Raw genomic sequence first — 13,673 nt, 5'->3', positions numbered from 1 at the left:
TCTGCCACAGGCCCGCTCCGGAGTCGCTGGAGAGCGGACCCCCACGGTCCGGCTCCCGTGCGCCGGCCCCCGGGAGTCGGCCGCGCGTCAACTCCCGATGGTCTCCACCGACTCGAACCGCCAGCGGTGTACCGGGCGGGTGATCAGGTCATCGGCGGGCTCGGGGAGTTCGGGCAGTTCCGCCGCCACGCCCTCGGCCGCCTCCCACCAGGTGACGACCAGCACCCGGTCCTGCGGGGCCCGCAACAGTTCGCGGCGCACCGGCTCGCGCGCCAGCACTTGCGAACGGGCCCATTCCAGCAGCTCGTTGCCCCGCCCGGCGGCGGCCCGGGCCTCCCACATCAGCGCGACGGTGCCCATCAGTACAGGTTGTCCTTGCTCAACTCGTGCACGTGGTCGTGGTCATGGCCGGGCCCGTGCCCGTGCGCCGTGCCCGGCACGTGCGGGTCCGTCACCGGCAGCGAGGAGTCCGCCGACAGGTCCCAGTCCGAGGCCGGCCGGTTCCGCTTGACCATCTCGGCGCCCAGCGCCGCGACCATCGCGCCGTTGTCCGTGCACAGCTTCGGCCGCGGCACCCGCAGGATGATCCCCGCGTCGTCGCACCGCTCCTGCGCGAGCGAGCGCAGCCGGGAATTGGCCGCCACGCCGCCGCCGATCATGAGGTGGTCGACGCCCTCGTCCTTGCAGGCGCGGATCGCCTTGCGGGTCAGCACGTCCACCACGGCCTCCTGGAAGGACGCCGCCACATCGCGCACCGGCACCTCCTCGCCCGCGTTCCGCTTCGCCTCGATCCAACGGGCGACCGCCGTCTTGAGCCCGGAGAAGGAGAAGTCGTACGCCGCGTCGCGCGGCCCCGTCAGCCCGCGCGGGAAGTTGATCGCCTTCGGGTCGCCCTCGCGCGCGAGCCGGTCGATGACCGGGCCGCCGGGGAAGCCCAGCTGGAGCACGCGCGCGATCTTGTCGAAGGCCTCGCCCGCCGCGTCGTCGATGGTCGCGCCCAGCGGCCGTACGTCGGAGGTGATGTCCGGGGCGAGCAGCAGCGAGGAGTGCCCGCCGGACACCAGCAGCGCCATGGTCGGCTCCGGCAGCGGGCCGTGCTCCAGCTGGTCCACGCAGATGTGGGAGGCCAGGTGGTTCACCCCGTACAGCGGCTTGCCCAGCGCGTACGCGTACGCCTTGGCGGCCGAGACGCCCACCAGCAGCGCCCCCGCGAGGCCGGGACCCGCCGTGACGGCGATGCCGTCGAGGTCGCGGGCGCTGACCCCGGCCTCCTTCAGGGCGCGCTCGATGGTCGGGACCATCGCCTCCAGGTGTGCCCGGGAGGCCACCTCGGGCACGACGCCGCCGAAGCGCGCGTGCTCGTCGACGCTGGAGGCGATCGCGTCCGCCAGCAGGGTCGTGCCGCGGACCACGCCGACGCCGGTCTCGTCGCAGGAGGTCTCGATGCCGAGGACGAGCGGTTCGTCAGCCATGGGTCTCACCTTGTACGGGTCCGTCTGCGGTGACGGAGCTAGCGGGATCGGAAAGGCGCATCACGAGCGCGTCGACGTTGCCGGGCTGGTAGTAGCCCCGCCGGAAGCCGATCGGTTCGAAGCCGAAGCGCTCGTAGAGCTTCTGGGCCCGGGTGTTGTCCACCCGTACCTCCAGCAGCACCTCGGCGCACTCGAATGCGGTGGCGGCGCGCAGCAGGTCGGTGAGGAGCCGGGCGCCGAGCCCGGTCCCCCACTGGTCGCGCGCGGCCGCGATGGTCTGTACGTCGGCCAGGTCGCCGGCGGCGGCCAGCCCGGCGTAGCCGACGATGCGGCCGGTCCCCGGGTCCTGGGCGACGACGTAGCGGCGGGTGGCGTGCGGGCCGCGGGCGTGGGCGAGCTCGGACCAGAACATGCCCGCGGACCAGGCGTCCTCGGGGAACAGCTCGTGCTCCAGGTCCAGCACGGGCTCGATGTCCCACCAGCGCATCTCGCGGAGCACTGCGGTCACTGAGGTCACTGCGGGGTGACCACCTTGTAGTTCTTGGGCACCTGCGCGTCGGGCCGGCGCAGGTAGAGCGGCGTGGGAGGCAGGAACTCCGCCCCTGCCGCGAGCCGTTCCACGGCCAGGGAGGCGAGCGCGGCGGCGCTCTGGTGCTCGGGAGCCCGCGCGTCGTTGAAGACGTCCGGGTACAGGAGCGCGCCCTGGCCCACCGCGGGCAGGCCGGCGACCTGCTCGGCGATGTCGGCCGGGCGGTCCACCGCGGGCTCGCCGACGCGCGTGCGCGGGTCCTCGTACCGGGCCCAGTAGACCTCCTTGCGCCGCGCGTCGGTGGCGACGGTGAAGGGGCCCTCGATCCCGGCGGCGCCCGCGGCGTACGCGAGGCCGTCGAGGGTGCACAGGCCGTGTACGGGGATGCCGAGCACGGTGGCGAAGGTGGAGGCGGTGACGAGGCCGACGCGCAGCCCGGTGTAGGGGCCGGGGCCGACGCCGACGACGATGCCGGTGAGGGCGTCGAGCTTCAGCCCGGCCTCGGCGAGCACCTTGTCGACGGAGGGCAGCAGGAGCTCCCCGTGGCGGCGGGCGTCGACCTGGTTCGACTCGGCGAGGACGGACTCGCCGTCGTGCAGGGCGACGGTGACGGCGGGCGTGGCGGTATCTACAGCGAGCAAGAGCACGCGAACAGCCTACGACTCCGGGGGGCCGGGCCCTCGCGGCCGGTCACGGGGCACCCCGGCTGCTACCTTCGACCCAGGTATCGGCCGGGTTCCGGGCCGGGGCAAGCTGCCCGGACGGCGCCCCGGCACTGGGGAAGCACGGGAGAGGTGGAGCAAGGTGGCACGCAGCAGCTCGGGAATCGTGGCCGGGCTCACCGTCGCGGCGATCGCCGTCGTCGGCTTCCTCGGATACCAGGCCTCCGCGACCGCGCCCGCGCACCCCGCGAAGGCGGCCCCGCAGGTGGCGGCCCCTTCCCCCGTCCCGTCCGCGCACGCGGGCGAGGAGGCGAAGCCGGTGGCGGTGCCGAACGCTTCGGGCACCGGCTCGCGGGTCGTGTACTCGGTGAGCCTGAAGCGGGTGTGGCTGGTCGGCGAGGGCGGGCAGGAGCCGAAGTCGTTCGTGGTCAAGCCCAGCACGGCCCACCCGCTGCCGGGCACGTACCTGGTGAACTCGCGCTCGGGCGCGGTCACCGGCTCGGACGGGGTGCCGATCGAGCACGTCGTGCGGTTCGCCACCGCGGACGGTGTCGTGGTCGGGTTCAGCGCCCGGGTGGACGGCCAGATGCCGGAGCCCGATCCGAACAAGAAGACCGGCGGCATCCGCATGACGCGGACCGACGGCGATGCGATGTGGTCCTTCGCGACGCTCAACTCGAAGGTCGTCGTCCTCCCCTGACCCCCTGTCGCCCCTGACGGGCGGCCGGCCGCGGATTCACCCGCACGGGCTACGGCGCGTGCAGACCTCAGGCCGCCTCGGACTCCGGGGCGGCCTGTTCGCGCACCTGGGCCACGGCGTCTTCGGGCGCGTCCGGGGCGTGCTCGCGGCCCGGCGGGGTCGATACGGCGGTGGCGGCGGCCCCCGCTGCGAGCAGAGCCCCCATGGGCACGACGGACGGGCGGGGGTGGCGCTGCGCTCCTGCTGCGGACATGGCTGCCTCCTGGCCCGGGGCCGGCCCGTACTTAGGTAGGCCTAACCAGCCCTCGGTACCATGTGACCACGCCCGACTCCGTCGGCGCAATATCTTGCCGACGAGTTGTCGGTACGATTTCCCGCGGTCCCCCTGCCCCGTCCGCCGGTCCTCGCCCGCCGGTTCTAGCGCGCCGGTTCTAGCGCGCCGGTTCTAGCGCGCCGGGGTCGTGGACAGCGCCGCCAGTGCGTCCGCCCCGGACCAGCGCGCGCCGATCCCGCGCACGGAGACCTCCCGTACGTCGTCCAGGACCTCCTCGTGGCCGACCGCCCGCGCGATCACCACGTGCAGCCGGTCGTCGGAGAGCTCCTCGACCTTGCCGTCGCCCCATTCCACGACGACCACGGACTCGGGCAGCGAGACGTCGAGGTCCAGGTCCTCCATCTCGTCCAGCCCGCCGCCGAGCCGGTACGCGTCCACGTGGACCAGCGCCGGCCCGCCCCGCAGCGAGGGGTGGACCCGGGCGATCACGAAGGTCGGCGAGGTCACGGCGCCCCGTACGCCCAGCCCCTCGCCCAGGCCCCGGGTCAGCGTGGTCTTGCCCGCGCCGAGCTCCCCGGTCAGCAGGACGAGGTCGCCCGGGCGCAGCAGGCCGGCGAGGGTGCGGCCCAGCTCCTGCATGGCCTCGGGCGAGTCGACGGTGATGCGCGCCTCGGCGTCGGCCGCCTCAGTTCCCTGCCGCGGTGCCTGACGGTGCGGTGCTCGCGGCGCTTCCAGCGGTACTTCTTCCATGCCCGCCAACGTTAGTCGCTGCGGGCACCGCACCGGTGCGCGCCAGCAGCTCGGTCAGCAGGACGGTCACCGTGTCGGGGTACTCCAGCATCATCAGGTGCCCGGCGGATTCCAGGACCACGAGCTCGGCGGCGGGCAGCGCGTCCTTGATGGCCTGGCTGTGCGCGGCCGGGGTGACCATGTCGCGGTCGCCGGCGATGACGGTGACGGGGATGTCGGCGAACCGCTGGAGGGCGGCGCTCTTGTCGTGGATCTGGAAGGCCGGGTAGAACTCGGCGACCACGTCGATCGGGGTGGCCTCGATGAGCCGCTCGGCGAAGCGGGCGACGCCGGGGTCGACCTCGCGGGGGGCGCCGAACGAGTACATCTTGATCATGCCGGCGAAGAGGTCGGCGGTGGCCCGCCGGCCCTTCTCCACGAGCTCCACCTGTGAGCCGAGCGCCTTGAGCACGGGCGGCAGGATGCGTCGGACGGCCCCCATGCCGACGGAGGGCAGCCCGTACGTCACCTGGTCGAGGTGCCCGCTGGAGGTGCCGACCAGGGCGACGCCGAGCACCCGGTCGCGGATCAGGTCGGGGAACTGCTCGGCCAGCGCCATGACGGTCATGCCGCCCATCGAGTGACCCACCAGGATCAGCGGGCCCTCGGGAGCGGCGGCGTCGATGACGGTCTTCAGGTCGCGGCCGAGCTGGTCGATGGTCACGCGCTCGCCGTCGGCCTGGGCGAACCCGCGTGCGCTGCGGCCGTGGCTGCGCTGGTCCCAGTACACGGAGCGGACCAGTCCGCGCAGGGCGGCGCGCTGGAAGTGCCAGGAGTCCTGGGCGAGGCAGTAGCCGTGGCAGAACACGACGGTCGGGGCGACCGGGCCCTTGCGGCGCAGCCGGGCCCGCTTCTTCGGGCCCTCGGGCGGCTCGTCGACCTCGTAGTAGAGCTCGGTGCCGTCCTCGGCGTAGCAGGCGCCCGGGGTCCCGCGCAGCGAGCCGTAGTCCCCGGTGGCGTCGAGCGCGAGGCGCGCCTTGCGGCGCACGCCGCGCCCGACCGTGATCCGTTCGACCGCGACACCGGCGGCCGCGCCTGCGGCTATCACGCCGATCGCGGCGCCGGCCCAGCCCGCCTTGCGCCAGTTCTCGCTCACGCCGTCCTCACTCAGCCCGTTAGCCGTTGCGGTAGACCCGAGGAACGCGCACCCCGATACGGGTGACGATCTCATAGGCGATGGTGTGTGCCGCTTGAGCCCAGTCCTCGGCGGTGGGCTCGCCGTGCTCGCCGGTGCCGAAGAGGACGGCCTCGTCCCCGGCCCGTACCAGGTCGCTGCCGAGGTCGACGACGAACTGGTCCATGGCGACGCGGCCGGCGACGCGGCGGACCTTGCCGCCGACGAACACGGGGCCGCGGCCGGAGGCGTGCCGGGGGATTCCGTCGGCGTACCCGGCGGGGATGAGGGCGAGGTTGGTCTCGGCCTCGGTGACGTAGTGGTGCCCGTAGCTCACCCCGTGGCCCGGGGGCACGGCCTTGACCAGCGCGACGGAGGCCTTGAGGGTCATCGCGGGGCGCAGGCCCAGCTCCTCGGAGGTGCCCAGCTCGGGGGCCGGGGACACGCCGTAGACGGCGAGGCCGCAGCGCACGAGGTCGTAGTGGCTCTCGGGCAGGGTCAGGGTCGCGGGCGAGTTGGCGATGTGCCGGACCTCGGGCTCCACGCCCTCCTTCTCGGCGTACGCCAGCATGTCGCGGAAGGCCGCCAGCTGGAGCGCGATGGAGGGGTGGCCGGGCTCGTCGGCGCAGGCGAAGTGGGACCAGACGCCGGTGATCCGGACGGTGCCCTCGGCCTGGGCGGCGACGGCCGCGCCGACGAGCTCGGCCCAGTCGGCGGGCTGGCAGCCGTTGCGGCCGAGGCCGGTGTCGGCCTTGAGCTGGATCCTGGCCGGGCGGTCGGCGGCGTGCGCGGCCTTGCGCACCTCGTCGAGGGCCCACATCCCGCTGACGGAGATGTCCAGGTCGGCCTCGACGGCCTCCTGCCAGGGCCCGCCGGGGGTCCACAGCCAGCACATGATCGGCCCACCGATCCCGGCGGCGCGCAGGGCGAGCGCCTCCTCGGGAGTGGCGGTTCCGAGCCAGGTGGCACCGGCGTCCTGGGCCGCGCGGGCGCACGGGATCGCGCCGTGGCCATAGGCGTCCGCCTTGACGACGGCCATCAGCTCGGCACGGGGTGCCCGCTCGCGCAGTGCGCGTACGTTCGCCCGTACGGCGTCAAGATCGATCTCGGCGTACACGCGCGTCGGTGTCTCGTTCATCGCCCCCAGTCTCTCAGAGCCCGGCCGTGGCCTGCGCGACCGCCGTTCACACCATGCATACCGGGTTATTTCACCCCTGATGACACATCAACCGCATCTCGGGGGTGGCTGATACCCGGCCGGCGTCTCAGGAGCGGCCGATACCGCGCCACGCCTCCGGGAGGAACTCGGCGATCTGCTGGGCGAGGAGCGGGGCCCCGGAGGCCGCCCGGCGCCCCGCCAGGCCGTGGAGGTACGCCGCGACCGAAGCGGCGTCCACCGCCGGCAGGCCCGAGGCCAGCAGCGAGCCCGCCAGGCCCGACAGGACGTCACCGCTGCCCGCCGTCGCCAGCCACGCGGTTCCCGTCGGGTTGACCCGGACGGGGCCGCCGCCGCGCGACACCAGCGTCGTCGAGCCCTTCAACAGGGCCGTCGCGCCGTACCTGGCCGCCAGGGACCGTACGGACGACAGCCGGGCCGACTCCACCGACTGCCGGTCCACCCCCAGCAGCACGGCCGCCTCGCCCGCGTGCGGGGTCAGCAGGGTCTCGGCCGGCCGGGCCCGCAACACCTCCGGGTCCAGCCCGCGCAGCCCGTCCGCGTCCACCAGCACCGGCACCGGGTCCGCCAGCGCCTGGGCGACCTCCGCCGCCCGGCCCTCCCCCAACCCCGGCCCGACCACCCACGCCTGCACCCGGCCCCGCCCGATCAGCGTCTCGGGGTACCGCGCCAGTACCGCGTCCGCCGCCGGACCGACGTAGCGCACCGCGCCCGCACCCCCGCGCAACGCCCCTGCGACGGCGAGCACCGCCGCGCCCGGGTACTGCACCGAGCCGGCGACGATGCCGACCACGCCCCGCCGGTACTTGTCGCTCGACGCCGTCGGCTCCGGCAGCAGGCCCGCCACATCGGCGTGCTGCAAGGCCTCCGCGTCCGGCTCGGGCAGCGACAGTCCGATGTCCACCAGCCGCAGCGCGCCCGTGCGCGAGGCCCCCGGGTCGATCAGCAGCCCCGGCTTGTACGCCCCGAACGTCACCGTGACGTCGGCCCGGACCGCCGCCCCGGCCACCTCGCCGGTGTCCGCGTCGACGCCGCTGGGCAGGTCCACCGCGACGACGACCGCACCGGCCGGGATCCGCTCCGCCAGCGCCGCCGCGGCAGGCCGCAGACCGCCGCGTCCGCCGATGCCGACGAGCCCGTCCAGTACGAGGTCCGCCCGGCCTGGAACGTCCTGCTCCAGCCGGCCCCCGGCGGCCAGCAGCGCCCGCAGCCCACCCGCGTGCAGGCGCTCCGGATCCATCGGTACGGCCGTCACCCCGGCGCCGCGCCGTGCGAGCCGGGCGCCGGCGTACAGTGCGTCACCGCCGTTGTCCCCGGGCCCCACGAGCAGCACCACGCGCGCCCCGTACACCCGGCGCAGCAGCCCCGCGCAGACGGCGGCCAGCCCGGCCGCCGCCCGCTGCATCAGGGCGCCCTCCGGAAGCCGGGCCATCAGCTCCCGCTCGGCGGCCCGTACGGTCTCCACGCTGTAAGCAGTACGCATGGCACCAGCCTGCCCGAAAACCCCGCGGACGCGGCTGCGGCCCGAGCGGCCAGGGGGTGTCCGGCCCCGATCCGCCGGACGCCCCCTACCCTTCGGCGATCACCACGGCCGAGGCGACACCCGCGTCGTGGCTCAGCGACACGTGCCAGGACTTCACGCCCAGTGCCTCGGCCCTGGCCGCGACCGTCCCCGACACCCGCACCCGCGGCTGCCCGGTCTCCTCGACGTACACCTCGGCGTCGGTCCACAGCATGCCGCCGGGTGCGCCGAGCGCCTTGGCGAGGGCCTCCTTGGCCGCGAACCGGGCGGCGAGCGAGGCGGTCCCGCGCCGTTCGCCGCTCGGCAGTGTCAATTCGGAGTCGACGAACAGCCGTTGTGCCAGTTGCGGCGTACGCGCCAGCGACGCCCCGAACCGATCGATCTCGGCAACGTCGATCCCCACACCGATAATCACAACGCCAACTCGCTTCGCTACTCCACCGTCACGGACTTCGCGAGATTACGCGGTTGGTCCACTTCGTTCCCGCGCGCGGTCGCGAGCTCGCACGCGAACACCTGCAACGGCACCGTCGCCACCAACGGTTGGAGCAGCGTCGGCGTCGCCGGGATCCGGATCAGGTGGTCGGCGTACGGGACGACCGCCTCGTCGCCCTCCTCCGCGATCACGATCGTCCGCGCCCCGCGCGCCCGGATCTCCTGGATGTTCGACACGATCTTGTCGTGCAGCACGGAACGCCCGCGCGGCGACGGCACGACGACCACCACCGGCAGGTCCTTCTCGATGAGCGCGATCGGCCCGTGCTTGAGCTCGCCCGCCGCGAAGCCCTCGGCGTGCATGTACGCCAGCTCCTTGAGCTTGAGCGCGCCCTCCAGGGCCACCGGGTACCCGACGTGCCGCCCGAGGAACAGCACGGTGTCCTTGTCCGCGAGCGAGCGCGCCAGCTGCCGTACCGGCTCCATGGTCTCCAGTACGGTGTCCACCGCCGCGGCGATGTCGGACAGCTCGCGGATCACCGCCTCGATCTCGTCGCCCCGCTTCGTGCCCCGGACCTGCCCGAGGTACAGCGCGACCAGGTAGCAGGCGACCAGCTGCGTCAAGAACGCCTTGGTCGAGGCGACGGCCACCTCCGGACCGGCGTGCGTGTACAGCACCGCGTCGGATTCGCGCGGGATCGTCGACCCGTTCGTGTTGCAGATGGCCAGCACCTTGGCGCCCTGCTCGCGCGCGTGCCGCAGCGCCATCAGGGTGTCCATGGTCTCGCCGCTCTGCGAGATCGCGACCACCAGCGTCCGCTGGTCCAGGATCGGGTCGCGGTAGCGGAACTCGCTCGCCAGCTCCGTCTCGCACGGGATGCGGGTCCAGTGCTCGATGGCCAGTTTCGCGATCATGCCCGCGTGGTATGCCGTACCGCAGGCCACGATCACGACCTTGTCGACCTCCCTGAGCACCGAGACGGGGATGCGCACCTCGTCCAGGCTCAGCGAGCCGTTCGCGTCGATCCTGCCCAGGAGGGTGTCGGCGACGGCCTTCGGCTGCTCGGCGATCTCCTTGAGCATGAAGTAGTCGTAGCCCCCCTTCTCGGCCGCCGAGGCGTCCCAGTCCACGTGGTAGGCCCGCACGGCCGCGGGCGCACCGTCGAAGTCGGTCACCGTGACCCCGTCGCGGCGGAGCTCGACCACCTGGTCCTGCCCCAGCTCGATCGCGGACCGGGTGTGGGCGATGAACGCGGCCACGTCCGAGGCGAGGAAGTTCTCGCCCTCTCCGACGCCCACCACCAGGGGGGAGTTCCGGCGGGCCCCGACCACCACGTCCGGCGCGTCGGCGTGCACCGCGACCAGCGTGAACGCGCCCTCCAGGCGCCGGCACACCTGCCGCATGGCTTCGGCGAGGTCCCCGCCGGCTTCGAAGCGCTCCGCCAGCAGGTGGGCGACGACCTCGGTGTCCGTCTCGGACTCCAACCGGTGCCCGCGCTCGGTCAGTTCGGTGCGCAGCGCGGCGAAGTTCTCGATGATGCCGTTGTGCACGACGGCCACCCGGCCCGCGTTGTCGAGGTGCGGGTGGGCGTTGACGTCGGTGGGCCCGCCGTGGGTCGCCCAGCGGGTGTGACCGACTCCGGTGGAACCGGCCGGCAGCGGATGCCCGACCAGCTCCTTCTCCAGATTGACCAGTTTTCCGGCCTTCTTGGTGGCGGCGAGCCCCCCGTCGGCGAGCACGGCGACGCCCGCCGAGTCGTAGCCGCGGTACTCCAGCCGCTTGAGTCCGGCGATGACCACATCGAGCGCCGACTGCGCTCCCACGTAACCCACAATTCCGCACATACGGCGCAGCGTACGCGGAAGTCGGCTGCCTGCCCCGTACCTGAACAAGACGAAAAACCCGCCCCGGCGAATGCGCCGGGGCGGGATTGGCACCTGTTCGAACGCCCGAACGGGCCGGACCTCAGCCGAGCTTCTTGGCCTGGATCTCGACGACGGCCTTCGGCTGCTCGGCGGAGCCGCTCGGGCTCACGGCCGAGAAGGTGGCGATGGTGTTGCCCTTGCGCACGACCACGAGCTCCGTGGCGGCCTTCTCACCGTCCACGTTCGCCATCGCGGTGTAGGCGAGCGCCTCGTCGCCCGCGGTGACCGGGGCGCCCGGGACCACCTTCTCGATCTTGAGGGAGTCGCCGGCCTGGCTGCCCGTGTAGCCGCCGGCGCAGGCCGTGGCCGCGGCCTTGACGGCGGCGAAGGCCTCCTCGGCGCCCTTGCCGTCGTACGAGGCGAGTGCGATGGACGTGACCGTGGCACCCAGGACATCGGCCGCGGACTTCGGGATGGTGACCGCCTTGGTGCCCGCCCGGCCCACCGGGGTGCCGACCGGCGCCGAGGACTGCGCCTTGGCCAGCGGCAGGCACTCGGGCTTGTCGGTCCCGGCACTGGCCGCCGCCGCGAGCTCGGCGGGGGTGGCCGCCCGCACCGCGTGGGTCGGGAGCTCGGCCTGCGTCACCAGCAGCGCGGCCAGCTCCGCGTCCGTCTTCCCCTTCGCGGCCGGGGCCGCGGACGAGGCGGCGGCGGACGGCTTGGCGTCGGCCTTCTTGTCGTCCGCCTTGTCGGAACCGCAGGCGGTGGCCAGCAGGGCCAGGGACACCGCGGACGCGGTCACGACGGTACGACGGACAAGGGTGCTAGGCACGAAAGATCTCCCCCAGAACACAGAACACGACAAAGACGACCGCGGCTGCAAAGGACCCGCGGGCACCGGCAAATCTACGGGTCGATCCGATCATGGGCCGCCCATTTCCCGCCGCATGCCGCCGATCGCGACCGGGGTGAGATCCACTCGCACCCGGAGCTCGGGCCGACCGGGAACCGCTGGACGACACCCCGCCGACACCGCACCGCCGGCCGCAGGCCCCCGGCACGTGACCGACCACACCACCCACAACCGGCCCCGAGCCACGACAATGGCCCTGTGATCACTTCGCCGCCACGAAGCACGCCGGACAGCGCGATGGAGCGCCCCGAACGGCCCGAGCGACCCCACCGCCGGACCGAGGTCTCCCCGTACGTCGACCTCACCCGCGCCGAGTGGAGCGCCCTGCGCGAGCGCACCCCGCTGCCCCTGACGGCCGACGAGGTCGAGCGGCTGCGCGGGCTCGGGGACGTCATCGACCTCGACGAGGTCCGGGACGTCTACCTCCCGCTCTCCCGCCTCCTCAACCTCTACGTGGGCGCCACGAGCAACCTCCGCGGCACCCTCAACACCTTCCTGGGCGACGCCGGCAACGGCCACGGCGCGCAGCAGGGCACCCCGTTCGTCATAGGGGTCGCCGGCTCCGTCGCCGTCGGCAAGTCCACGGTGGCCCGGCTCCTCCAGGCCCTGCTGGCCCGCTGGCCGGAGCACCCGCGGGTCGAGCTGGTCACCACCGACGGCTTCTTGTACCCCATGAAGGAGTTGCAGCGGCGCGGGCTGACCTCCCGCAAGGGCTTCCCGGAGTCGTACGACCGGCGCGCTCTGACCCGTTTCGTCGCGGACATCAAGGCGGGCAAGGACGAGGTCACCGCCCCGGTGTACTCGCACCTGATCTACGACATCGTGCCGGGCGAGCAGCTCGTCGTGCGCCGCCCCGACATCCTGATCGTCGAGGGGCTCAACGTCCTCCAGCCGGCCCTGCCCGGCAAGGACGGCCGCACGCGCGTGGGTCTCGCGGACTACTTCGACTTCAGCGTGTACGTGGACGCCCGGCCCGAGGACATCGAGCGCTGGTACCTCAACCGGTTCCGGAAGCTGCGCGAGACCGCCTTCCAGAATCCTTTCTCCTACTTCCGCAAGTACACCCAGGTCTCCGAGGAGGAGGCCATGGAGTACGCGCAGACCATGTGGCGCACGATCAACAAGCCCAACCTCCTGGAGAACGTCGCCCCCACCCGCGGCCGCGCCACGCTCGTCGTGCGCAAGGGCCCCGACCACAAGGTGCAGAAGCTCAGCCTCCGCAAGCTCTGACCCACGTCGCCCCTTAGGGTGCGGCCATGCTGCACCTGCGATTGATCACTCCGGCGGACCGGACCGAGGCCGTGGTCTCGGTCATCGAATCGACGGTCGGAACCACCCATGTGGTCGTACTACCGGGCGCCGCCCGTGAACCCCGGGGCGACCTCGTGCTGTGCGACGTCGCCCGGGAGGCCGGGGACGAGCTGCTGCACGAGCTCCAGGAGCTCGGCATCGAGAAGGACGGCTCGATCGCCGTCGAGAACATCGACCTGTCGCTGTCCGGGCGGGCCGACGCGGCCGAGGAGGAGGCGCCGGGCGAGGGCGCCGACGCGGTGCTGTGGGAGCAGCTGACCGAGGCCACGCACGAGGAGTCCACGCTCACCATCACCTACCTCGCGTTCATGGTCCTGGCGACCATGATCGCGGCATGCGGTGTCGTGCTCGACAACGCCATCCTGATCGTGGGCGCAATGGCGGTCGGTCCGGAGTTCGGCCCGCTCGCGGGCGTGTGCACCGCGGTGGTGCGGCGCGCGCCGCGGCTCGCGCTGCGGTCCCTCAGCGCACTGCTGATCGGTTTCGGCGTGGCGATCGCGGCCACCACCCTCTTCAGCCTGGGGATGGACGCCATCGGGCAGTTCCACGAGGGGATGCTGGACCGGCCCCGCCCGAACACCGGCTTCATCTGGCAGCCGGACCCGTTCTCCTTCGTGGTGTCGCTGCTCGCGGGCGTGGCGGGGGTGCTGTCGCTCACCTCCGCCAAGTCCGGGGCGCTGGTGGGCGTCGCGATCTCGGTGACCACCGTCCCGGCCGGTGCTAACGCCGCCGTGGCCCTCAGCTACGGCGAGTTCGGCCAGATGTGGGGGTCGGCGGAGCAGCTGCTGCTGAACCTGGGCGGGATCATGCTGGCCGGCGTGCTGACCCTCTTCGCGCAGAAGGTGCTGTGGCGTACGCAGCGCGGCCGCTGGGTGCGCCGGCCGCAGGCGTGAAACGGCCCCGGCCCCG

General features: G+C 73.1%; 15 protein-coding genes. 3 read left to right on the top strand and 12 right to left on the bottom strand.

Annotated elements, in window-relative coordinates; all coding sequences use genetic code 11:
- Window positions 1-87: 87 nt before the first annotated feature.
- The 4 genes from OG974_RS25190 to tsaB are packed head-to-tail and all read right to left on the bottom strand — an operon-like array spanning window position 88 to window position 2,648.
- A complete protein-coding gene (locus tag OG974_RS25190) occupies window positions 88-360 on the bottom strand; it encodes a hypothetical protein (protein ID WP_327284946.1) in 273 nt (90 codons plus the stop codon).
- Window positions 360-1,472 (bottom strand): tRNA (adenosine(37)-N6)-threonylcarbamoyltransferase complex transferase subunit TsaD, encoded by a 1,113-nt coding sequence (tsaD, locus tag OG974_RS25185; RefSeq protein ID WP_327284945.1) that lies wholly within the window; start codon window positions 1,470-1,472, stop codon window positions 360-362. The genes OG974_RS25190 and tsaD overlap by 1 nt, the downstream gene beginning before the upstream one ends.
- Complete coding sequence (gene rimI, locus OG974_RS25180) at window positions 1,465-1,989, bottom strand: ribosomal protein S18-alanine N-acetyltransferase (RefSeq protein ID WP_327284944.1); 525 nt, start codon at window positions 1,987-1,989, stop codon at window positions 1,465-1,467. The genes tsaD and rimI overlap by 8 nt, the downstream gene beginning before the upstream one ends.
- Complete coding sequence (gene tsaB / locus OG974_RS25175; protein WP_327284943.1) at window positions 1,986-2,648, bottom strand: tRNA (adenosine(37)-N6)-threonylcarbamoyltransferase complex dimerization subunit type 1 TsaB; 663 nt, start codon at window positions 2,646-2,648, stop codon at window positions 1,986-1,988. The genes rimI and tsaB overlap by 4 nt, the downstream gene beginning before the upstream one ends.
- A gap of 157 nt (window positions 2,649-2,805) precedes the next feature.
- On the opposite strand from tsaB, the gene OG974_RS25170 reads away from it, so the two are divergent.
- On the top strand, window positions 2,806-3,363 hold the full coding sequence (locus OG974_RS25170; protein WP_327284942.1) for a hypothetical protein: 558 nt from the start codon (window positions 2,806-2,808) through the stop codon (window positions 3,361-3,363).
- A 67-nt stretch (window positions 3,364-3,430) separates the two neighbouring features.
- Here OG974_RS25170 and OG974_RS25165 read toward each other — a convergent pair whose 3' ends face one another.
- The 8 genes from OG974_RS25165 to OG974_RS25130 form a co-directional block, all read right to left on the bottom strand.
- Window positions 3,431-3,616 (bottom strand): hypothetical protein, encoded by a 186-nt coding sequence (locus OG974_RS25165; protein WP_327284941.1) that lies wholly within the window; start codon window positions 3,614-3,616, stop codon window positions 3,431-3,433.
- A 192-nt stretch (window positions 3,617-3,808) separates the two neighbouring features.
- Window positions 3,809-4,372, bottom strand: a complete 564-nt coding sequence (gene tsaE / locus OG974_RS25160) for a tRNA (adenosine(37)-N6)-threonylcarbamoyltransferase complex ATPase subunit type 1 TsaE (RefSeq protein WP_371646907.1) — start codon at window positions 4,370-4,372, stop codon at window positions 3,809-3,811.
- Entirely contained in the window at window positions 4,323-5,597 is a 1,275-nt protein-coding gene (locus OG974_RS25155) for an alpha/beta hydrolase (protein ID WP_327284940.1), read from the bottom strand. Before OG974_RS25155 ends, tsaE begins: the two co-directional genes overlap by 50 nt.
- The gene (alr, locus tag OG974_RS25150) at window positions 5,542-6,678 is read right to left on the bottom strand and encodes an alanine racemase (RefSeq protein ID WP_327284939.1); all 1,137 of its coding nucleotides are present in this window, start codon (window positions 6,676-6,678) and stop codon (window positions 5,542-5,544) included. Before alr ends, OG974_RS25155 begins: the two co-directional genes overlap by 56 nt.
- Window positions 6,679-6,805: 127 nt before the next feature.
- Complete coding sequence (locus tag OG974_RS25145) at window positions 6,806-8,200, bottom strand: NAD(P)H-hydrate dehydratase (RefSeq protein ID WP_329314318.1); 1,395 nt, start codon at window positions 8,198-8,200, stop codon at window positions 6,806-6,808.
- Window positions 8,201-8,285: 85 nt separating this feature from the next.
- Window positions 8,286-8,654 carry a holo-ACP synthase gene (locus OG974_RS25140; RefSeq protein ID WP_327284937.1) on the bottom strand — a complete coding sequence of 123 codons (369 nt, stop codon included), beginning with the start codon at window positions 8,652-8,654 and terminating at the stop codon, window positions 8,286-8,288.
- 17 nt (window positions 8,655-8,671) lie between these two features.
- Window positions 8,672-10,519, bottom strand: coding sequence for a glutamine--fructose-6-phosphate transaminase (isomerizing) (glmS, locus tag OG974_RS25135; protein ID WP_327284936.1), 1,848 nt, complete (start codon window positions 10,517-10,519; stop codon window positions 8,672-8,674).
- A gap of 121 nt (window positions 10,520-10,640) precedes the next feature.
- On the bottom strand, window positions 10,641-11,372 hold the full coding sequence (locus OG974_RS25130; RefSeq protein WP_327284935.1) for a hypothetical protein: 732 nt from the start codon (window positions 11,370-11,372) through the stop codon (window positions 10,641-10,643).
- Between the two features lie 318 nt (window positions 11,373-11,690).
- Between OG974_RS25130 and coaA the strand changes: the two genes are divergently transcribed.
- Window positions 11,691-12,683, top strand: a complete 993-nt coding sequence (coaA, locus tag OG974_RS25125; protein ID WP_327285747.1) for a type I pantothenate kinase — start codon at window positions 11,691-11,693, stop codon at window positions 12,681-12,683.
- 26 nt (window positions 12,684-12,709) lie between these two features.
- Window positions 12,710-13,657, top strand: coding sequence for a DUF389 domain-containing protein (locus tag OG974_RS25120; RefSeq protein WP_327284934.1), 948 nt, complete (start codon window positions 12,710-12,712; stop codon window positions 13,655-13,657).
- The last annotated feature ends 16 nt before the right edge of the window (window positions 13,658-13,673 follow it).

It is taken from the genome of Streptomyces sp. NBC_00597, assembly GCF_041431095.1.
Taxonomy (GTDB): Bacteria; Actinomycetota; Actinomycetes; order Streptomycetales; family Streptomycetaceae; genus Streptomyces.
This window is presented reverse-complemented; position numbering and strand designations above follow the sequence as displayed.